The 20,218-nt window shown below is 70.8% G+C and carries 18 protein-coding genes and 1 pseudogene; 10 read left to right on the top strand and 9 right to left on the bottom strand.

All coding sequences use genetic code 11. The features are described 5' to 3' along the window. Nucleotide 1 precedes the first annotated feature (1 nt). Nucleotides 2–1,432 (top strand): class I SAM-dependent RNA methyltransferase, encoded by a 1,431-nt coding sequence (locus ACWEKR_RS02735; RefSeq protein WP_452352955.1) that lies wholly within the window; start codon nucleotides 2–4, stop codon nucleotides 1,430–1,432. A gap of 4 nt (nucleotides 1,433–1,436) precedes the next feature. Here the strand turns inward: ACWEKR_RS02735 and ACWEKR_RS02740 are convergent, their stop codons facing one another. After that, nucleotides 1,437–2,240 carry an enoyl-CoA hydratase gene (locus ACWEKR_RS02740; protein WP_452352956.1) on the bottom strand — a complete coding sequence of 268 codons (804 nt, stop codon included), beginning with the start codon at nucleotides 2,238–2,240 and terminating at the stop codon, nucleotides 1,437–1,439. Nucleotides 2,241–2,362: 122 nt separating this feature from the next. Here ACWEKR_RS02740 and ACWEKR_RS02745 point away from each other — a divergent pair, with 122 nt between their 5' ends. After that, nucleotides 2,363–2,662 carry a DUF1330 domain-containing protein gene (locus ACWEKR_RS02745; protein WP_452352957.1) on the top strand — a complete coding sequence of 100 codons (300 nt, stop codon included), beginning with the start codon at nucleotides 2,363–2,365 and terminating at the stop codon, nucleotides 2,660–2,662. 149 nt (nucleotides 2,663–2,811) lie between these two features. Here the strand turns inward: ACWEKR_RS02745 and ACWEKR_RS02750 are convergent, their stop codons facing one another. Further along, nucleotides 2,812–3,486, bottom strand: coding sequence for an SIMPL domain-containing protein (locus ACWEKR_RS02750; RefSeq protein WP_452352958.1), 675 nt, complete (start codon nucleotides 3,484–3,486; stop codon nucleotides 2,812–2,814). Between the two features lie 52 nt (nucleotides 3,487–3,538). Then, nucleotides 3,539–5,356 carry a glutaminase A gene (glsA, locus tag ACWEKR_RS02755; RefSeq protein WP_452353096.1) on the bottom strand — a complete coding sequence of 606 codons (1,818 nt, stop codon included), beginning with the start codon at nucleotides 5,354–5,356 and terminating at the stop codon, nucleotides 3,539–3,541. Nucleotides 5,357–5,549: 193 nt separating this feature from the next. Here glsA and dxs point away from each other — a divergent pair, with 193 nt between their 5' ends. After that, nucleotides 5,550–7,445 (top strand): 1-deoxy-D-xylulose-5-phosphate synthase, encoded by a 1,896-nt coding sequence (dxs, locus tag ACWEKR_RS02760; protein WP_452352959.1) that lies wholly within the window; start codon nucleotides 5,550–5,552, stop codon nucleotides 7,443–7,445. Nucleotides 7,446–7,479: 34 nt separating this feature from the next. On the opposite strand, the gene ACWEKR_RS02765 is transcribed toward dxs, so the two are convergent. Together ACWEKR_RS02765 and ACWEKR_RS02770 are read right to left on the bottom strand one after the other, a co-directional pair. Further along, nucleotides 7,480–8,718, bottom strand: a complete 1,239-nt coding sequence (locus tag ACWEKR_RS02765; protein WP_452352960.1) for an HRDC domain-containing protein — start codon at nucleotides 8,716–8,718, stop codon at nucleotides 7,480–7,482. A gap of 139 nt (nucleotides 8,719–8,857) precedes the next feature. Continuing rightward, a complete protein-coding gene (locus tag ACWEKR_RS02770) occupies nucleotides 8,858–9,496 on the bottom strand; it encodes a DUF3000 domain-containing protein (protein ID WP_159838015.1) in 639 nt (212 codons plus the stop codon). 132 nt (nucleotides 9,497–9,628) lie between these two features. Here ACWEKR_RS02770 and hemE point away from each other — a divergent pair, with 132 nt between their 5' ends. From hemE to hemQ, 5 genes and pseudogenes are all read left to right on the top strand, one after another. Next, complete coding sequence (gene hemE, locus ACWEKR_RS02775) at nucleotides 9,629–10,684, top strand: uroporphyrinogen decarboxylase (protein WP_452352961.1); 1,056 nt, start codon at nucleotides 9,629–9,631, stop codon at nucleotides 10,682–10,684. Nucleotides 10,685–10,836: 152 nt separating this feature from the next. Continuing rightward, a complete protein-coding gene (locus tag ACWEKR_RS02780; protein WP_452352962.1) occupies nucleotides 10,837–12,198 on the top strand; it encodes a protoporphyrinogen oxidase in 1,362 nt (453 codons plus the stop codon). Nucleotides 12,199–12,484: 286 nt separating this feature from the next. Beyond that, nucleotides 12,485–12,556 (top strand): annotated as a pseudogene (locus ACWEKR_RS02785) (transcriptional regulator); the annotation flags it as partial. A gap of 131 nt (nucleotides 12,557–12,687) precedes the next feature. Then, complete coding sequence (locus ACWEKR_RS02790) at nucleotides 12,688–13,308, top strand: hypothetical protein (protein ID WP_452352963.1); 621 nt, start codon at nucleotides 12,688–12,690, stop codon at nucleotides 13,306–13,308. A 4-nt stretch (nucleotides 13,309–13,312) separates the two neighbouring features. Next, a complete protein-coding gene (hemQ, locus tag ACWEKR_RS02795) occupies nucleotides 13,313–14,008 on the top strand; it encodes a hydrogen peroxide-dependent heme synthase (protein ID WP_452352964.1) in 696 nt (231 codons plus the stop codon). 81 nt (nucleotides 14,009–14,089) lie between these two features. Here the strand turns inward: hemQ and msrB are convergent, their stop codons facing one another. From msrB to ACWEKR_RS02815, 4 genes are all read right to left on the bottom strand, one after another. After that, entirely contained in the window at nucleotides 14,090–14,533 is a 444-nt protein-coding gene (gene msrB, locus ACWEKR_RS02800) for a peptide-methionine (R)-S-oxide reductase MsrB (RefSeq protein ID WP_452352965.1), read from the bottom strand. Next, nucleotides 14,530–15,867 (bottom strand): glycosyltransferase family 87 protein, encoded by a 1,338-nt coding sequence (locus ACWEKR_RS02805; RefSeq protein WP_452352966.1) that lies wholly within the window; start codon nucleotides 15,865–15,867, stop codon nucleotides 14,530–14,532. The genes msrB and ACWEKR_RS02805 overlap by 4 nt, the downstream gene beginning before the upstream one ends. Nucleotides 15,868–15,951: 84 nt before the next feature. Then, nucleotides 15,952–17,502, bottom strand: coding sequence for an alpha/beta hydrolase (locus ACWEKR_RS02810; protein WP_452352967.1), 1,551 nt, complete (start codon nucleotides 17,500–17,502; stop codon nucleotides 15,952–15,954). A 31-nt stretch (nucleotides 17,503–17,533) separates the two neighbouring features. After that, nucleotides 17,534–18,295 carry a pyrimidine reductase family protein gene (locus ACWEKR_RS02815; RefSeq protein WP_159838005.1) on the bottom strand — a complete coding sequence of 254 codons (762 nt, stop codon included), beginning with the start codon at nucleotides 18,293–18,295 and terminating at the stop codon, nucleotides 17,534–17,536. Nucleotides 18,296–18,330: 35 nt separating this feature from the next. Here ACWEKR_RS02815 and zapE point away from each other — a divergent pair, with 35 nt between their 5' ends. Together zapE and ACWEKR_RS02825 are read left to right on the top strand one after the other, a co-directional pair. Then, nucleotides 18,331–19,347 (top strand): cell division protein ZapE, encoded by a 1,017-nt coding sequence (gene zapE, locus ACWEKR_RS02820; RefSeq protein ID WP_195083668.1) that lies wholly within the window; start codon nucleotides 18,331–18,333, stop codon nucleotides 19,345–19,347. Between the two features lie 74 nt (nucleotides 19,348–19,421). Further along, the gene (locus ACWEKR_RS02825) at nucleotides 19,422–20,204 is read left to right on the top strand and encodes a tyrosine-protein phosphatase (RefSeq protein ID WP_452352968.1); all 783 of its coding nucleotides are present in this window, start codon (nucleotides 19,422–19,424) and stop codon (nucleotides 20,202–20,204) included. The last annotated feature ends 14 nt before the right edge of the window (nucleotides 20,205–20,218 follow it).

Genomic DNA, 20,218 nt, shown 5'->3' on the forward strand with positions numbered 1-20,218 from the left:
CATGAGCGATCGGCGGACCGGCACGTTCGAGGTGCGGCTCGGGCCGCCCGGGCACGGCGGCTTCTGCGTCGCACGGCACGAGGGACGTGTGGTGTTCGTCCGGCACGGTCTGCCCGGCGAGTTGGTGCGGGTGCGGGTCACCGAGGATCGCGGCGGCTCGTTCTGCCGTGCCGACGCCGTCGAGGTGCTCGAGCCGTCCTCTGATCGGGTACCGGCCACCTGCCCGGTGTCCGGTCCGGGTGGCGCCGGGTGCTGCGATTTCTCCTTCGCCACACCGGTGGCCCAGCGCGCGCTGAAGGCCGCGGTGGTGGCCGAACAGCTGCGGCGGCTGGCCGGGATCGAGCGGGAAGTGCTGGTGGAGCCGATCGGCTCCGGTGACGTGATCGGCGGATGGCGCACCCGCGTGCGGCTCGCGATCGACGCACAGGGTCGCGCGGGCGTGCACCGCTACCGCAGCACCGACGTGATCGCGGATCTGCGGTGTCCGCAACCGGTCGCGGGTGCGCTGGACGGGATCGCGGACCGGCAGTGGACGCCCGGCGCCGACTTGGTGATCGCGGTGGACGGTGACGGAATCCGGCATGTCGTCGAGCTGGCTCCCGCCGCCGAGGCCGAGCCGGGCAGTCGTGGCGGGGAGCGGCGTGGCCCGGGTGGCGGCCGGGAGCCAGGTGGCCGGGACAAGCGTGGTGGCGGGGGAGCCGGTCGACGCGACCGGCCGCACAGTCGCGACCGGCGCGGGGGACGGCGCGGTGCAGGCGGCGAATGGACTACCGCGGAGGGCGCCCGCCGCGACGACCGGCGCGCGGCGTCCGCCCGGCGCGCGGCGGCGCACGCGGCGCGCGACGAGTGGGTGTTCGAGGGCAGCGGGCGGGCGGTCGAGTACGTGGCGGGCCGTCGCTGGGAGGTCGCGGCGACGGGCTTCTGGCAAGCACACCGCGGTGCGGCGCAACGGTATTCGGATCTGATCGCGGAATGGTCCGACCTGCGGCCCGGCGGACGGGCCTGGGATCTCTACAGCGGCGCGGGGGTCTTCGCCGCGCGTCTCGCCGAGCAGGCCGGGCGCACCGGTGTGGTGCTCGCGGTGGAATCGGCCCGCCCCGCCGTGGCCGACGGCGCCGCCGCGCTGCGCGATCTGCCCTGGGTGGAGCTGCGCGCCCAGCGGGTGGAACGTTGGGTGCTCGAACACGTCGGCGGGGCGGCCCCGGATGTCGTCGTGCTCGACCCGCCGCGCGCCGGTGCAGGCAAGGAGGTGATCGGCGCCGTCGCGGCAGGCGGGCCGACGCGAATCGTCCATGTCGGCTGTGATCCCGCCGCGTTCGCTCGTGACCTCGGCCTCTATCAGGCCGCGGGCTACCGGCTCGCCGACCTGCGTGCCTTCGACGCCTTTCCCGCGACCCACCACGTGGAATGCCTGGCACTGCTGGAGCGATGAGCGGTCAGTCCTCGTAGACCGGCGGCCTGCGGTCGCGGCGGGCGCGCATCGCCTCGTCGAAATTGCCGGTGGTGAGGCGGACGTAGAGCTGGGCCGTGCCCTCGTGCTGCATGTGCGATTCGAGTCCGCCCGCCTCCATGCCGCTCCACAGCATGCGTTTGGTGAGCTCGGTGCCCACCCGGCTGAAGCCGATGATGCGTTCGGCCAGGTCGTAGCAGGTGTCCAGCAGTTTCGGCACTGGAACGGTCCGCGAGACCAGGCCGATGCGTTCGGCTTCGGTCGCGTCGACGTCGCGGCCGGACAACATGATCTCGAACGCCCTCGACGCGCCGACCGCGCGGGGCAGCAGGTAGCTGAGGCCGAGTTCGGCCGAGGTGAGGCCGTTGTTGATCCCCGCGGCCCGGAAATACGCGTCGTCGGCGGCGATCCGGATGTCGGCGCCGACGGCCAGGCAGAGCCCGCCGCCGATGGCCGCGCCGTTCACCGCGGCGATCACCGGCTGGTGCATCCGCCGCAGCGTGATCAGCACGTCGTTCAGCAGATCCATCGACCGCCGCGCGACACTGGTGACGGTCAGCCCGTCGACGTCCGGCACCTTTCCCGCGCTGGTCAGGTCAGCTCCCGAGCAGAAGCCGTGTCCCGCGCCGGTGAGCACGACGACCCGGACGTCGTTGTCGGCGCGCACCTGCTCGAGCGCCTCGCGCAGCGGGATCATCACGTCGAACGCCATCGCGTTCATCCGTTCGGGCCGATTGAGCGTCACCAGGGCGATATGCGGCCGTGGTGTGTCGACGAGCACGAACGACATGCGACCTCCCGATCGGTGACGACCCCAATATAGGCACGACGGACCCGGCGCAGCGGTGAATTCGGGCGCGGTGACACCAATCCCGAGCGGGTCCGCGCAACCGTGCAATTAGAGTCACAGCCATGACCGTGTATGTAATCGCCCAACTGAAGTTCACCGACCGCGCCGCCTACGATCGCTACCAGGCGCGCTTCTCGGACGTCTTCGTCCGCTACTCCGGCACGCTGCTGGCCGCCGACGAGTCCCCGCAGACGATCGAGGGCGTCGCCGACCGCGAAAAGGTGGTCCTGATGTCCTTCCCTGACGAGCCTTCCTTCCGTGCCTGGGCCGAATCTCCCGAATATCAGGAGATCTCGAAGGACCGGCACGCCGGAGCGGACACGGTCACCCTGCTGGTGCGAGGGCTCGGTCACGGTTCGTGAGCCGGATTTCCGGCACGATGGAGCGATGATTCAGCACGTCCAATTGTGCTGTCCCGCAGGCGCGGAAGACCGGCAGCGCGGCTTCTACCGCGGAGTACTGGGGTGGACCGAACTCCCGAAGCCGCCGCTGTTGGCCGCCGGATCTACCGTCAGTCCAGCTGCCAGGTGACGCGGATTCCCGCAGAGATCTCGCTCTCGCCCAGCTCGACCGGGACGGCGGCGGCGCGATACGCCTCGAGCGGCGCGGACATCGGCTGTGCGCGCGGGACCGGAGGCGCGGCGGCGGTGTTCTCGGTGATCTCCACCACCGCGCCGAGCGAGCGCTGCGCGCGTCGCGCGTATTGCTCGGCCTTGGCGAGGGCGTTCTCCCACGCGGCGTCGCGGGCGCGGACGAGCAAGGACTCCTGGTCGGCGAAGGCGAGGACGAGACCGCCGAGCCGGACGTCGTCACCGCCCGCCTCGACGCAGTCGGCGATGACGGTGGCCGGGCCGGGATCGGCGTCCTCGCCGATGTCGCGCAAGGCGACCGTCAGCGACGTGCTCGCGAGGTATCCGGTGATGCGGCTGCCCTGTCCCTCGGTCCACACCGTCTCGGTCTGGACCGTCAGCCCGCTGGTGGCGATGTCCGCGCCGTCGACGCCGTCGGAGCGCAGCGATCGCGCCACCGCGGCCGCGCGCTCACCGGCCCGGCGGTAGGCGAGCGCGACCTTGCTCGCCCGCGATTCGACCGAGATCGTCACGCGCAGCAAGTCCGGGGTGGCGCGGGCGGTGCCGTGGCCGTAGGTGGTGACGGTGCCTGCGCGCGAATCGGTCTTCTTGCCCACGGAACTCTCCCTCGTGCTCGCTGTCGCTGCCTGCCGAACCATCGTGCCCGCTTCAGTAGTCGCCCCCGCGCGCCGCGATCGCCCGCACCGCCGCGTCGATCTGTGCGAAGGCTTCGGCGGCGAGCTGTTCGAGCAGGGCCAGCTTCAGCCCGGGCGCACGAGCGGTGAGCCGATCGAACCTTTCGGGGCTCAGCACCGCGAGCCGAACCCCGGTCTCCGCTCTCGCTTCGTTCCCGAACGGCGTCCCGACCAGCATCGGAATCTCGCCGAACGACATCCCGGCCGACAGGCTGAGCAGGCGGTGCGTACGTCCGTCGGCGCCGTCGAAGGTCAGGCGCACGCGCCCCTCGAGGATCAGGTAGAGACCCGAGCGCGGACTCCCGCGTTCGGCGATCACGGCGCCACGGGGGAACGTGCGCACCTCGAACTCGTCCGTCAGGCGGGATCGGTCCTCGTCGGCGAGTCCGGCGAACGCGGGGTGGTTCCCCGTGGTGAAGGACGTGCGGGCAGGCTCCGCGGCGCCGCCATGGTTGGCGAGCACGATGTTCTCGCACCACTCGGTCGCGGTGTCGCGATCGATGAACACCGGCCCGCGCGGATCGTCCGGCTCGATGCCGGAACCCGGATGCCGGAGCCGGGCGTCGGGGTCGACCAACGCCACGCGGGCACCCACCGCGAACAGCTCGTGTCGCAGGTCGTCGATCATGCGCACCGCGATCGCGCTCACCTCGCCCACCCTGCGCACATCGATCGCCAGCGCCTCCAGTTCGGCCGCCTGTTCCTCGATGGTCCGCACCGTGCGCTCCGCCCCCGCGAACAGCAGGTCGCCGTGCAGCTCGTAGACGCGCGCCCGGTGCCCGTGCTCGGCCAGCACGGCGATCTCCTCGGACGGGCGGCGCAGCCGCGAGGGCGCCTCGGCCACCGAGTACGCCGCCCGGATCGCGGCTCGCGCTGCCCGGGTGACGTGCAGGAAGTGCAATTCGAGCTGCCGCGACAGCTCACGGCACGCGGCCACTCCGCGGACGCTGTTGCCGTGGTCGTCCAGCCGGGGGGAGTACACCGCGATCCCGACCTGCCCGGGCAGCACCGCCACGATCCCGCCGCCGACGCCGCTCTTGGCGGGCAGCCCGACGGTGGTCACCCAGTCGCCCGCCGCGTTATACATGCCGCAGGTGGTCATCACACTGAGCACCTGTTCGGTCAGCGCCGCCGAGGCCGCTTGCTCCCCGGTCACCGGATTGCGCCCGTTGTTGGCCAGCGACGCGGCCATCAGCGCCAGATCCTGGCAGGTGACGGTGATCGAGCACTGCCGGAAGTAGCGATCGACGGCTTCGTCCGGGTCGACGTCGAGGATGCCGAAGGAGCGCAGCATGTAGCCGATGGCGCGATTGCGGTACCCGGTGCGCGCCTCGGAGGCGTAGACCGCCTCGTCCACCGCGAGGTCGCGTCCGGCGAAGCTCGAGTAGTAGCGCCGGATCCGTTCGAATCGGTCGGCGCAGTCGCGGCCATCGATCAGCGAGGCGGCGGTGATCGCGCCCGCGTTGATCATCGGGTTGCGCGGCCGCGCGGTCACCGGATCCAGGCTGATCTCGTTGAACGGCTCGCCGGACGGCTCGACGTCGATGCGCTCGGCGACCCCGCCGGGCCCCCGGTCGGCCAGCGCGAGAGCGTAGGTGAACGGCTTGGAGATGGACTGGATGGTGAAGCCGGTGCGGACGTCGCCCGCGCCGTAGATCCGGCCGTCGGCGGTGGCCAGGCAGATCGCGAACGAATCGGGTGGCACCGCTGCGAGTTCGGGAATGTAGTCGGCCGGCCTTCCGGAACGGTCGTCACGGCAGCGCCGGTGGACGTCGTCGACGATCCGCGCCACCACGCCGGGTTCGATCGCCCGCGAGACCAGTTGCTCGGGCTGGGCCACCCTGTCACTCTAGGCCGGGTACCGTATGTCGAGGCTCACATTTCGACGCCATGTGGGTTGGTGTGATCGTTCTCGTGCGGGAGCACCAGCCGCCGCTCCGTAGACTGATCGGATCAGATGCGCTATCCGGAGGGAGCTAGTTCAGGTGGGAGTGCTTTCCCGGGTCGACACGCCCGATGATCTGCGCCGGCTGACCGTGCCGCAGGTGCGCGAGCTGGCGGAGGAGATCCGCGAGTTCCTGGTGCGCAAAGTCGCCGCGACCGGCGGGCACCTCGGCCCGAACCTCGGTGTGGTCGAACTCACCATCGCGCTGCACCGGATCTTCGACTCGCCGGCCGACCCGTTGATCTTCGACACCGGGCACCAAGCCTACGTGCACAAGATCCTGACCGGTCGCAAGGATCAGTTCGACTCGCTGCGCAAGCAGGGCGGCCTGTCCGGCTACCCGAGCCGCGCCGAGAGCGCCCACGACTGGGTGGAGTCCTCGCACGCCTCGGCGGCGTTGTCCTACGCGGACGGTCTGGCCAAGGCGTTCGCGTTGAGCGGGCAGGACCGGCACGTGGTCGCGATCGTCGGCGACGGCGCGCTCACCGGCGGCATGTGCTGGGAGGCGCTCAACAACATCGCCGCCGCGGACCGCCCGGTGGTCGTGGTGGTCAACGACAACGGCCGCTCCTACGCGCCCACCATCGGCGGCTTGGCCGAGCGGCTGACCGCGCTGCGCACCCAGCCCGCCTATGAGCACGCGCTGGACACCGGCAAGCGCATCTTGAAGAGCATCCCCCGGGTGGGTGAATCGGCGTACTCGATGGTGCACGCGGTGAAGGCGGGCATCAAGGACGCGGTCAGCCCGCAGGAACTGTTCAGCGATCTCGGCCTCAAATACGTCGGTCCGGTGGACGGCCACGATGTCGTCGCGCTGGAAGCCGCGCTGCGCCGGGCCAAGGACTTCGGCGGCCCCGTCGTGGTGCACACCGTGACGCAGAAGGGCCGCGGCTACGCGCCCGCCGAGAATCATGTCGCCGACCAGATGCACGCCTGTGACCCGATCGACCCGCTCACCGGCGTCCCGGTCGGCGGTCCGAAGGCACGCGGCTGGACTTCGGTGTTCTCCGAGGAGCTGATCGCGCAGGCGGAGCGCCGCGCCGACATCGTCGCCATCACCGCGGCGATGCCGGGACCCACCGGCCTGGCGGCGTTCGGCGAGCGTTTCCCCGATCGGATGTTCGACGTCGGCATCGCCGAACAGCACGCCATGGCGTCCGCGGCGGGGCTCGCGCTGGGCGGCATGCATCCGGTGGTGGCGATCTACTCGACGTTCCTCAACCGCGCCTTCGACCAGCTGCTGATGGACGTGGCGCTGCTGAAGCAGCCGGTCACCGTGGTGCTGGACCGCGCGGGCATCACCGGCTCCGACGGCGCCAGCCACAACGGCATGTGGGATCTGTCGGTTCTCGGCATCGTTCCCGGCATCCGGGTCGCCGCGCCGCGCGACGCCGCGACGCTGCGGGAGGAACTGGCCGAGGCGCTGGCCGTCAACGACGGGCCGACCGCGCTGCGCTTCCCGAAAGGCAGTGTGGCCGAAGACATCTCCGCGGTCGAACGGCTGGACGGCATCGACGTGCTGCGCATGGCCCGGTCGGACGGCGGTTCGGTGCAGGCGGTGCACGGTGACGTGCTGCTCGTCGCCGTGGGCTCGTTCGCCGCGGTGGCCCTGGAAGCGGCGAATCTGCTGGATTCCGAAGGGGCTTCGGTGACGGTCATCGACCCGCGCTGGGTGCTGCCGGTCTCCGACACCCTGCTGAAACTCGCGGAGAACTACCGGCTGGTGGTCACGCTCGAGGACGGTGGCCTGCACGGCGGCATCGGCTCGACGGTGTCGGCCCGCCTGCGCAACTCCGGGCTGGACATCCCGACCCGCGAGCTCGGAGTGCCGCAACGGTTCCTGGAACACGCCTCTCGCGGCGAGGTGCACGCCGAACTCGGTCTCACCGGTCCCGACATCGCTCGGCGGATCGGCGGATGGCTGGCCGCTCGCTGACGCGGGGACGTCGGCCGGGCCGCCCGGGCGGGCGCTAGCCGGTCGGCGGCAACGCGGCGGCCAGCCGCGGTACGGCCAGTTCGCGCTGCCACGGACGGGCGCCGCCGGATTTCAGGTACCCGTCGACGGCCGAGGAGTCGACCGCGTCGTAGTCGGGCAGCCCGTCCCAGCACAGGCGGCGGACCAGGTCGGGGGCGAGCAGGTTCTCCACCGGTACCGAGTGCTCCGCCGACAGCTCGGCCATGGCCGCCCGTGCCCGGGTCAGGCGGGCCGCTGCGGCTGGGTCGCGGCGTTCCCAGCGGTTGACCGGTGGCGGGCCGTCGAACGGCTGGGTGAGCGGCGGCAGCTCGCTGTCCGGCAAGGTGCGGCCGCGCTCGATCGCGGCGAGCCATTCGCGGGAGTAGCGGCGCTGCCGCGGCCCGCCGAACACCGGCAGGGTGCGCAACTGCGCGATGGACCGGGGCTCGGCCGTCGCGGCCGCGATGATCGCGGCATCCGGGAGGATGCGGGCGGGCGCGACGTCCCGGGCGCGGGCCAGCGCGTCCCTTGTGGTCCACAGTTCGCGCACCACTGCCAGCTGCCTGGTGCGGCGCAGCGTGTGGATGCCCGAGGTGCGCCGCCAGCGCTCGGCCTTCGGCGCGGGCGGGTCCAGGGTGCGGATGTGCTCGAATTCCTGTGCTGCCCAGTCGGATTTGCCCTGATCATCGAGCGCGGCGGCCACGGCGTCGCGCAGTTCCAGCAACAATTCGACATCCAGGGCGGCGTAATTCAGCCAGTCGGCGGGCAGCGGGCGGGTGGACCAGTCGGCCGCCCCGTGCCCTTTGCGTAGCGCGCGGCCGAGCAGCCGCTCCACCATCGCGGCCAGCCCCACCCGTTCGAAACCCGCCAGGCGCCCGCCCAATTCGGTATCGAACAGCCGGGCCGGACGCAAACCGAGTTCGGCCAGCCCCGGAAGGTCCTGGTCCGCGGAGTGCAGAACCCACTCCAGCCCGTTGATCGCGTCGGCCAGCGGACCGAGGGCGTCGGTGATCGGGATCGGATCGATGAGGAACGTGCCCGCGCCCGCGCGGCGCAGCTGGATCAGATACGCGCGCGCCGAGTAGCGGAACCCGGAGGCACGCTCGGCGTCGACGGCCAAGGGGCCGGTGCCCGCGATCAGCCGGGCGGCGGCCGCGCTGATCTCCGCGGCGGTGTCCAGTACCGGTGGCACGCCCTCCACCGGCGCGAGCAGCGGCGTCGCGGCCGAGGGTTCGGATTCGTCTGGTACGGACATGGTGTTGAACTCTACGTGCCGACGCCACGGCGCCGCCGTCCTATCGGCGCATAAGTGTGTCGACGGATCGGGCGCGAGGGGCCCGGTGTACCGGACGACGGTGGTTCCGCGGCAGGTCACACCGCGTCTGCCGGCCTGCTCAGGGGTGCTCGCGGGACAGGCCGGGCGGCACCTGCAGCTGGGTCACCCCGGCCGGCGGTAGTCCGGCCGCGTAGGCCAGCACCTCGCAGAACGCCTCCAGGTGCGGGCGCATGTCGGTGGTGACGGGCGTCCACGAGGCGCGCAGTTCCAGCTGATGGGCGCGCGGTGGACCGGCGATGTCCCCGTAGCGCACCGAGCTGGTCGAGGTCACCGTGCCGCCGAGCGCGGTGAAGGGCTCGGTCCGCGACTCCAGCGCGTCCACCAGCCAGCTCCAGGCCACCTCGGGTAGCAGGGGGTCGGTGGCGAGCGCGGCATCGATGTCGGCCTGGATATAGGCGACCAGACGTAAGGTGCCGTGCCAGGTGTCGTCGCCGTCCGGATCGTGCAGGAGGATCAACCGGCCGAACGCGTCGCCTTCGGAATCGACCGGCACGACAGGGGTTTCCGGATGGGTGACCTCCGCGCCGATGGCGTAGGAGTACGGCGCGAGGCGTTGCGGCGGGCGGATGGGCGCGAGCTCGATCCGAGGGTGCACGGTTGCGGTGCGCATCGCCTCGACCGCGGCGCGAAACTGAGCTGGCTCGCCCTGAGGTCCTTCGGTCGGTGCGGCGCCGTCGCGGAAGTCGAGCGGTGTCACGAATGCTGACGGTAGACCTTGTGCACCCGGCGCAGTCGGAGGCGCGCCGCTACGGGCCGTGCGGCGTCCGCGCGAGCATCGCTGCCGCCACCGCGTCCGCCCCTCCCGCGGGACCCGCATACGATAGCCGTGATGAGCACTCATACCCGCCGCCGGTTGACCGATGCCCCGTTCCTGGCCGCCGCCACCGGCGCGACGCCCAGCAGGCGTCCGGTGTGGTTCATGCGCCAGGCCGGACGCTCGCTGCCCGAGTACCGCGAGGTGCGTGCCGGCGTCGGGATGCTCGAGTCCTGCTTCGACCCGGAACTGGTGTGCGAGATCACCCTCCAGCCGATCCGCAGGCACCGCGTCGACGCGGCGATCCTGTTCTCCGACATCGTCGTTCCGCTCAAAGCGGCGGGGATCGATCTGGACATCGTGCCCGGCGTGGGCCCGGTGGTCGCCGCGCCCGTACGGACGGTCGACGACGTGCGCGCGCTGCCGCGGTTGCGTCCCGAGGAGGTCGGGGCGGTCACCGACGGCGTGCGCCTGCTGCTCGACGCACTGGGGGAGACACCGCTGATCGGGTTCGCGGGCGCGCCGTTCACCCTCGCCTCGTACCTGGTCGAGGGCGGTCCGAGCAAGAACCACGAGCGCACCAAGGCGATGATGTACGCCGACCCGCAGACCTGGCACGCCCTGCTGGGCGTGCTCACCGACATCACCATCGCGTTCCTGCAGGCTCAGCTCGCGGCGGGCGTCGACGCGGTGCAGCTGTTCGACTCCTGGGCCGGCGCGCTCTCGCAGGCCGACTACCGCAGTTTCGTGCTTCCGCATTCGGAACGGGTGTTCGCCGAGATCGCCGACGCGGGAGTGCCGCGCATCCACTTCGGGGTGGGGACCGGCGAGCTGCTCGGCGCCATGGGCGAGGCGGGGGCCGACGTGGTCGGCGTCGATTGGCGGGTGCCGCTGACCGAGGCCGTCCGCCGCGTCGGACCGGGAAAAGCGTTGCAGGGCAATCTTGATCCGGCCGTGCTGTTCGCCGGGCCCGCGGCGGTCGAGACGCAGGCGCGGCGGATCGCACGTGAAGCGGACGAGGCGATCACTCTCGGCGCCACCGGCCACATCTTCAACCTTGGCCACGGGGTGCTTCCGGAGACCGATCCGGGCGTGCTGACCGCCTTGGTGGAACTCGTCCACGAGCTGTAGGCCCCGGCGGAGAACACCGCCCGCAGGCGCTCGGTTCAGGCGCTACTGGTAGCCGGGAGGCGGTACATGCCGCAGTCGCGGGCGGTGTGCCCCGGGTCATCGCAGGCCGACCGTTCGACGGCCGAGGTCGCGGCACACGATACGGTCGAGGCATGCGTATCGCGGTGGTCGGCGGTGGGATCAGCGGACTGGTGGCCGCGTATCGGTTGCGGACGTTGCTCGGGCCGGATGCCGACGTGCTCGTGCTCGATCGCGCCGAACGGGTCGGCGGCATCCTCTACACCGGTGAACTGGCCGGGGAATTAGTGGATCTCGGCGCGGAAGCGTTCGTCGGCCGACGGCCGGAGGTGCCCGCGCTACTGCGGGAACTCGGGCTCGAGTCGCAATTGGTGACGCCGGCCGGTCTGCGGCCGCTGGTGTGGTTCTCCGGCGTCGCGCATCCGCTTCCGGAGGGCACGTTGATGGGGGTCCCGGCGAACGCCGAATCGATGCGCGGTCTGGTCGACGCCGAGACGCTGGCGCGGATCGCCGCCGAACCCGACCGACCGTTGACCTGGGACCCCGGCTCCGATATCGACGTCTACCACCTGGTCGCCGACCGCTTCGGCTCGCAAGTCGCCGAGCGCAGCGTGGATCCGCTGCTCGGTGGGGTGTACGCGGGCAGTTCCCGCTCGATCGGTGTCCGCGCCGCGCTGCCCACCCTCGCCGCTGCCCTGGACGACGGCGCCCCGAGCCTCACCGCAGCCGTCGGCGCCGCGCTGCCGCCGCCCTCGAACGCGCCGGTCTTCGGCGGAATTCGCGACGGGTACCGGGTGCTGCTCGAAGCGCTCGCCGAACGCTCCGGGGCCAGGTTCGTCACCGCGACCCCGGGCACGCGTCTGGCCAGGGGACTGCGGGGCTGGGTGGTGGACCCGATCGGCGCCGTCGACGCCGTGGTGCTCGCCACCCCGGCGCCGGTGACCGCGCGACTGTTGCGGACCGTCGCCCCCGCCGCCGCGGCGGAACTGGCGGGCGTCGAACTCTCCTCGTCGGCGGTGGTCGCGCTGGCGCTGCCCCGTGAGACCGCGCTGCCGCAGAACTCCGGCATTCTCGTGGCGACCGGAGAGCCGTTGCGCGCCAAGGCGTTCACCCTGTCCAGCCGCAAATGGACACATCTGGCGCAACGCGAAACCGCCCTCGTCCGCGTCTCGTTCGGGAAATTCGGCGACGACTCCCCGCTGTCGTGGCCCGATGCGCAACTGGTGGCCGCCGCCACCGAGGACCTGGCTACCGTCGCCGGAGTCGCCGTCGAGCCGATCGAGGCCGTGGTGCAGCGCTGGCCAGGCGGACTCGCCCAGTACGCGCCCGGCCATCCGGCCCGCGTCGCGGCCGTCGAAGCCCAGGTCGCCGCGCTCGACGGGTTGGCGGTGGCGGGCGCTTACCTGCACGGCGTCGGCGTGCCCGCGTGCGTCGCCTCCGGCGCAGCCGCCGCGCAGCGGATCGCGGCGACGGTCGGCGCGGGCAACGCACACTGATCCTGAGCGGGTCATCGCACTCCGGCGCGATACCGCTGTGGAATCTCGGCTTTTCTCGGGCTGTCGATAATCGGCGCACCGAAAATGCGCAGGAATCGGCGTAATCAAGAACACTTCGCCGGCATGCGGAATCAGTGGAATTCGCCGGTAGCTCGAGCATCATGCAGCTCTCGCACTCCACCGATATCGGTCTGCGCACCATCATGCGGCTCGCGGCGGAGGACGAGAAGAATTCCCGAGTGACCACAAACTCATCGCACGACAGGTGGGCGCGTCGGAAAAGCATGTGGCCAAAGCGGTTTCCCGGTTGGTCGAGCTGGGTCTGGTTCAGGCGCACCGCGGACGATCCGGCGGACTACTCATCACCGCGGCCGGGCGCGCCGCTTCGGTAGGTGCGCTCGTCCGGTGTCGCGATCTTCACCGTCGGTTCCGCCGACCCGAACACGGAGTTGCCGGGATTCGCTCCGGGGACAATACGTCTCGGTTGGCGTGCGACTCCCCGACGGTGCGCGCCAGCTGCGTCAGTACAGCTTGGTGGGCAGGCCGGGTGACGGCGTGCTCTCGTTCGCCGTCGAACGGGTCGACCCGCCCGGCGGCTGTCCGGCGGGCGAGGTGTCCTCGTGGCTGCACGAGCAGCTGCGCCCCGGTGATCGGCTGCAGGTCACCCTTCCGTTCGGTGACGTCGTCATCGATACCGCGGCGGAGACACCGCTGGTGCTGATCTCCGCCGGAATCGGCGTGACGCCGACGATCGGCGCGCTGGAATATCTCGCTGCCCACGCCCCGTGCCGTCGCACACTGATCGTGCACGCCGATCGCGCACCGCGCACGCACCCGCTGCGCGATCGGCTCTTGCGCCTCGCGGCCCGGCTCGAACAGGCCGAGGTCGAGATCTGGTACGAGGAACAGGGCCCGGGCGCACGGCGCGGCCGGGCCGATCTCTCCGCACTCGACCTGCCCCAGGACGCCGACGTATACGTCTGCGATCCATCCGGCTTCCTGCGCGAGATCCAGGGGCAGCTGCGGTGCCCTCGGCATCCCGGATGCCCGCGTGCACTCGCGCAGCTCACGCCCGGCGACGAGGGCGCTCCCGGGCGAATGGCACGATAGTGCTATGGCGCGACTCGACTATCAAGCTCTCAACTCCACCATCCGCTACCTGATGTTCTCGGTCTTCCAGGTGCAGCCCGGAGTGCTGGGCGAGGACCGGGACGCGGCGACCAAGGAGGCGAAGGCATTCTTCGACGGTCTCGCCGACCGCGACGTGGTGGTGCGTGGCATCTACGACGTGGCGGGGATGCGCGCCGACGCCGATTTCATGATCTGGACGCACGCCGAGCGCGTCGAGGACCTGCAGGGCGCCTACGCCGACTTCCGCCGTACCACCGAGCTCGGGCGGGCCAGCGCGCCGGTGTGGAGCAACGCGGCGCTGCACCGTCCCGCGGAGTTCAACAAGAGCCACATCCCGGCGTTCCTGGCCGGTGAAGAGCCGGGCGCCTACATCTGCGTGTACCCGTTCGTCCGGTCCTACGAGTGGTACCTGCTGCCCGACGAGGAACGCCGCCGGATGCTGGCCGAGCACGGCAAGGCCGCGCGTGACTACCCGGACGTGCGGGCCAACACCGTCAGCTCGTTCGCGCTCGGCGACTACGAGTGGATCCTTGCCTTCGAAGCGCCCGAACTGCATCGCATCGTCGATCTGATGCGCGACCTGCGCGCCACCGACGCCCGACGGCACGTGCGCGAGGAGATCCCGTTCTTCACCGGTCCCCGCGTGGAGATCGAGCAGCTGATCGCCGCTCTGCCCTGACGTCCACCGGACTTGCCCAGAGTTTTCGGGGCATGCGACGAGCGGTGCGGGATCCGTACGCTGCCGGTGAGCGTCGGGCCTTTACTCCGCTGCGCTGTCCGAGGGGTGCAGTCGCAGAGCGATGGAGTTGATGCAGTAGCGCTTGTCGGTGGGCGTGTTGTACCCCTCGCCCTCGAACACGTGGCCGAGGTGGCTGTGGCAGTTCGCGCACAGCACTTCGACCCGGTGCATGCCGAGCGAGTCGTCCGACCGCAGAATCACCGCGTCGGACGCCGCCGGATCGAAGAACGACGGCCAGCCACAGTGCGAGTCGAACTTCTCGGTGCTGCGGAACAGTTCGGCGCCGCAGGCCCGGCACGCGTAGACGCCTTCGGTCTTGGTATCGGTGTACTCGCCGGTGAACGGCCGCTCGGTGGCGGCCTCGCGCAGCACCGCGTACTCCTCCGGGTCCAGCTTCACCCGCCATTCCTGCGGCGTGAGCCGGATCCGCGGCGCGGGCAGGGACGTGTCGGCTTCGGAGCTCATGGCTCCACGCTAATACGATTCTCCTCGACCGGCGCCGAACCGTTGTTTGGCCTGGAGGTTTCCGCCGGGAAGGTGGTAGCGGCGGCGGGCCGTTGCGGCGCCTCGTCGCGCGAATCCGGTGCGGACTTCATCCACGCGGGATCGATGCCGAACGGCAGCCGTCCTTCCCGCCGCGCGGCCAGATAGCGGTCACCGAGCACACAGAACACGACGATGAGCAGCAGGCCCCAGCCGAAGGTGATGCGCAGGTACTCCAAGTTGCGGCCGATGTGCTGCCAGCGGTCCGACAGCCACTTGTCGTAGCTCATGAACCCGAAGATCGCCAGCCAGGCCGGCCAGTTGCGCAGCACCGAATTGCGCAGCACCACCGTCATCAGGAACGGGAACAGCATCATCGAGTAGTACATCTGCCCGAGCGAGCTGAGCAGGAAGGAGGCGGTGAGCAGCACGCCGGAGGAGGTGCAGACGAAAAACAGTTCGTCCGCGCGGTAGTAGCGGTACAGCAGCCACAGCGAGATCAGCACCAGCGCGCCGAGCACCACACGCATGCCCCAGGTCAGCCACGCAGGCAGCCCGTAGTACTCGCCGTTGCCGACGATCGCGCTGTTGAAGTAGTCGCGGGATTCGAAGAGGTAGGGCGCGGTGCGCGTGAGGAACTTCTCCGGGTCCTTCGACAGCGGCCAGGCGATCGCGGTCAGCGCCAGCGGCACGCCCAGCGCGGTCACGAACACCTTCCATTGCCCCCGGGCCAGCGCGATCAACAGCAGGGGAGCGAGAGTCGGCTTGACCGCGATACTCAAGCCGAGCGCGGCGCCTGCCCACAGATCTCGCCGTTTCAGCAGCAGGTGGATGAAGATCAGCTCCGCCAGCAGCACACAGCCGTTGACGTTGGTGAACACCAGCGTGTTGATCACGGTCTCGGACGTGAACATCGCCAGCAGCAGTGCGGGGGCGGCGACCGAGCTCAGCGTGTACCGGAACAGCCGCAGCAGCAGGTACCAGGCGATGAGGATCGCGATCGCGTTCAGGGCGATGAACAGCCAGCGTGACTTCTCGTAGTCGATGACCGCGATCGGCGCGATCAGCAGGGTGCCGCTGGGCGGGTAGAGGTAGTGCGGGTCCACCGAGTCGAAGTTCGCGGTATATACCGGGCGTCCGTTCAGGAAGTCGAGGGAGGCCTGGTAGACCGGCCGGTAGTCGTCGGTGATGAAGCCGTTGACAGCCTTGATGAAAACCCGGTTCAGCACGGTCATGACCGCCAGCGGCCAGAGTGCGAACTTGATCACCTCGGCGGTGGTGCGAGCGGTCCGGGGCTCGAGCTGTCGAAGGAACACTGGGGCACGGTACACCGGATCGGTTACCGGTGGTTGGCCGGACCTGCCCGACCCGCCGCCCTGGCGGCTGCGCGACGCCTCCGGCTAGGCGGGGCAGGCGGTGCCGTCAGCGGGAAGTTTGCCGTCCTTCAGATAGTCGAGCACCGCCCGCTGCGCGCAGCCGGAATGCGTGGCCACCGGATGCCCGAAGCCCTGCCAGGACAGCGCCGCGTGCCGAGCGCCCGCCGAACCGAGTGCGCCGGTCACCGACGACTGGCCGCCGTTACCGACCACCGGATCCGCGACCCCGCCGAGCACCAGCACCGGAATCCCGAGCTTCTCGGGCAGCGCGGGCGCGGTCGACACCGGCCAGGCCGCGCACTCCATCAGGCCGATGGCCGCCGCTCTGCCGAAGACGGGATACTTGCCCGCCCAGGTGCCTGCCAGCTCGGTGGCCTTGCCCGGCGTCGGCGGCAGCTGCGTGTCGGTGCACCGGTTGACGAACTGGCCGTCGTTCGCCGTGGCCGCGGTTTCCCGGGTGACGAGGTTGCTCAACGGTCCCCGATCCCCGCGACCTGCCGCGGCGAGTACGTCGGACAGCTCCGTGACCCGGGTGGCCTGGTCGGCCCGCGGGCTGCCGAGGAAGCCCGACACCGCGGTCAGCAACGCGTTCGCCGAGATGTCGCCGAGCCCGCCGGTCGCGGCCCGGTTCACGAGTTCGGTGACCGCGGCGCGCGGGTCGGCGCCGAGTGAGCAACCGACGCCGACGCAACGCTGCGCGAACGCCGTCAGCGCCGCCTCGGCGCCTTGCACGGCCTGCTCGGCACGGGTCACCGCATCGGTGCCGACCGGCTCGGGGGAATCCAGTACCAGCCGGGCGAGGTGATCGCCGTACTTGCGGGCGTAACTCAGCGCGACCTTCGCGCCGTTGCCGGTGCCCAGCACCGCGATGTGCTCCACCTGCCACTGCCTGCGCAGTTGCTCGATGTCGTCGGCGGCGTGCGGCGCGTCGAAGGTGCCCTCGTAGGGCTGCAGGAAATCGCGGCAGGCGATGGTGCCGTCCTGGCTCAGCTTCGTCATCCTGGCGACCGGGTCGCCCGGGTCGGACTGGGCGTTGTCGGCCAAGCCGCGACGCACTTCCAGCGGCAGGCAGTCGATCGGCTGCGAGGTGCCGATGCCGCGCCGGTCCACCGCCACGATCGGGTGGGCGGCCAGCAGCGCCGAGGCCGGGCCCGCGGCCAATCCGGCGAGGGTGGCGGAGGAGGAGCGATCCGAACCCGAGGTGAGCACCAGTGGCGGCGCGTCGGCCGGGGTCTGCGCCAGCCTGGCCCGCAGCGCACCGGCCCGGAAATTGCCCAGCACCGCGCCTGTCGAGTCGATCGGGGTGGAGTACTCGGCGCAGTCCAGCACCAGCCCCGCGGGCGCGGGCCCGAGGCCGAGCTGATCAAGGGTCGGCTGGGTGCACTCCCGCCAGCTGAGATCGGTTCTGGGCAGCTCGGCGCTCGGCGGCGAAGCGGGCGCGGCGGAGGTCGTCGCGGTGCCCGCGACCGGCGGGCGCTGCACCGCGACACCGGGACGATCGGACGGTCCCGCGCCGCAACCGGCGGTCACGATCGAGAGGGTGGCGGCAAGCACGGCGGCCCGAGTCCAGCGCATTGCTACAGCCTGCCAGGTTCGGGCGGTTCTTTCATCGACGGGCCCACCGGGTGAGCACCGTGCCGTCGTCGTCCAGCAGGACGTGCGCGCGCGTCATCCGCACGCGGAACTCGTGCGCCGACAGCGAGATTCGCCGTGCCGCACCGCCGACCAGCAGCGGCGCGGTGGTCAGGCAGAGCTCATCGACCACGTCGGCCTCCAGCAGTTCACCGAACAGGTGCGGACCGCCCTCGGTGAGCACGCGCAGCAGGCCGCGCTCGCCGAGCACGCGCAGCAGGCCGCTCGGCGTCACCGCGATGTCACCGGCTTCGATCACCTCGGCGCCCGCGTCCGCCAGACGCTGTTTGCGGTCGGCGGGAGCGGTGGCCGTCGTGATGATCAGCGGCGGCACCTGGGTGTCGGTGAGCAGGCGCGCGTCGGGGTCGATCGCCGCGCTCGCCGTGACCACCGCGATCGGTGGCGGCACGCCGTCGGGATGCCCGCCGATGCCGCGCTCGTGGAACGCGCGGCGGCGTCCCGGGTCGGTGCGCGCCCCGCCGTAGTTCTCCGCGCGCGCCGTGCCCGCGCCGACCACGATCACCTCCGCCAGTTCGCGCAGCAGCATGAACACCGTCCGGTCGGCCGGAGTGCCCAGCCCCTCGGTCAGGTTCCCGCTGGTGGCCGCGCCATCGATGCTGGAGACGAAATTGGCCCGGACCCAAGGCGCGTCGAGTGCGGCGGGGAACGCGTACAACTGCGCGAGGTCGTCAGGGCTCAGCCCTGTGAGCTGGATCGCATTCTGGCTACGCTGCATGAGACCACATCACACCACGTCTTTAGGCTTCGTCCATGCAAGAACGCCTCGTCGATCGTCACCCGGAGGTCCCGGCCGATCAGCTCGTCGCCCAGATGGTGCCTCCGCCCATGTTCGACGAGGTGAGCTTCGCCTCCTACATCCCCGATCCGAAGGAACCGAGCCAGGCGGCGGCGGTTCGCAAGGCCGAAGAGTTCGCCGACCAGGTCGCCAAGATCAGCAAGGCCGCGCACAAGAAGAGTTTCTTCGGCAAGAAGAAGCAGATCAGCGGTGCCGGTCTGTACCTGGACGGCGGATTCGGCGTCGGCAAGACCCACCTGCTCGCCTCGATCTTCCACAGCTCGCCCGCGCCCAAGTCGTTCGGCACGTTCGGCGAGTTGACCAACCTGGTCGGTGCGCTCGGCTTCGCCAACGCTCTGGAGCGGTTGTCGGGCAACAGCGTGCTGTGCATCGACGAGTTCGAGCTCGACGATCCGGGTGACACCATGCTGGTCTCCCGATTGCTGACCGAACTGTCCGCAGCCGGTGTCTCCATCGCCGCCACGTCGAACACGCTGCCGGGCCAGCTCGGCGAAGGACGTTTCGCCGCGCAGGATTTCCTGCGCGAGATCAAGAAACTGGGCGCCATCTTCGAGGCGGTGCGCGTGGACGGGCCGGACTACCGCCACCGCGACCTGCCGCCCGCGCCGGAGCCCACGTCGCCGGACGTGCTGTCCGAACGGGCGGGCAGCACACCGGGTTCTACGCTCGACGACTTCGACGCGCTGCTGAAGCACCTCAGCACCCTGCACCCGTCGAAGTACGGCGCGCTCATCTCCGGGGTGTCGTCGGTGTTCGTCTCCGGCGTGCACCCGGTGACCGATCAGGCCGTGGCACTGCGCATCGTCGTGCTGGCCGACCGGCTCTACGACGCGAGCGTCCCCGTGACGGTGTCGGGGGCGAAGCTCGACGAGATCTTCTCCGCCGAGATGCTCGAGGGCGGATACCGCAAGAAGTATCTGCGCGCCATCTCGCGCTTGCTCGCGCTGTCGCGGTTCGAAGTCGCGGCCTGACGCCGCCGGTCCGACCGCGGCGGTTCGGTGACGACGTGTGCGATTTCCGCGAACTCGATGATTGGAGCAGCCGAATGGCCCCTCGTTTTCGTGCCCCGGTCGCGATGGCGGCCGGTCTGGCCGTCGCGTTCGGACCGGTAGCAGGCATCGCGCGGGCCGAGCCGCCCGCGACCGTCGCCGCCGACCCCGCGCTGCACCTGCAAGGGGTGCACAACGCCCGCGACATCGGCGGGTACCGCACCACCGACGGCCGGATCGTGCGCAGCGGTCTGGTGTATCGCACCGGACAGCTGAACAACGCGACGCCGGACGACCTGGCCGCGCTCACCGATCGCCGCGTGCGCTCCGTCCACGACCTGCGCACGGTCTACGAGCGCGCGCTCGGGCCGGACCGGGTCCCCGCGGGCGCGACAGCGCACTGGGCCGACGTGATCGGCCAGGCTCCACCACAGGTCATCGCCACCACGCTCACCGGAGGCGACGGGCTGTATCGCGCGTTCGTCACCGCTCCCGGCGCGAACGAGGCGTTCGCTTCGGTGCTGCGCGACGTCATCGGCGCGGACGGCGCGGTGCTGTTCCACTGCACCGCGGGCAAGGATCGCACCGGCTGGGCGGCGGCGGTGCTGCTCACCGTGCTCGGGATCGATCGGGCCACGGTCACCGAGGACTACCTGCTGTCCAACCGTTTCCGCAACGCGAGGCACGACGACCCGCTCAACGGTGTCCAGGCGGCGTGGCTCGCCGCCGCCTTCGACCAGGCGAACCAGACCTATGGAAGTTTCGACGCCTATGTCCGGGACGGGCTGCGACTGACCGACGCCGATATCGCCGCCCTGCGGGCCCGTCTGCTGGGCTGAGCGCGGCCTCCGGA

It is taken from the genome of Nocardia sp. NPDC004573 (assembly GCF_053602135.1).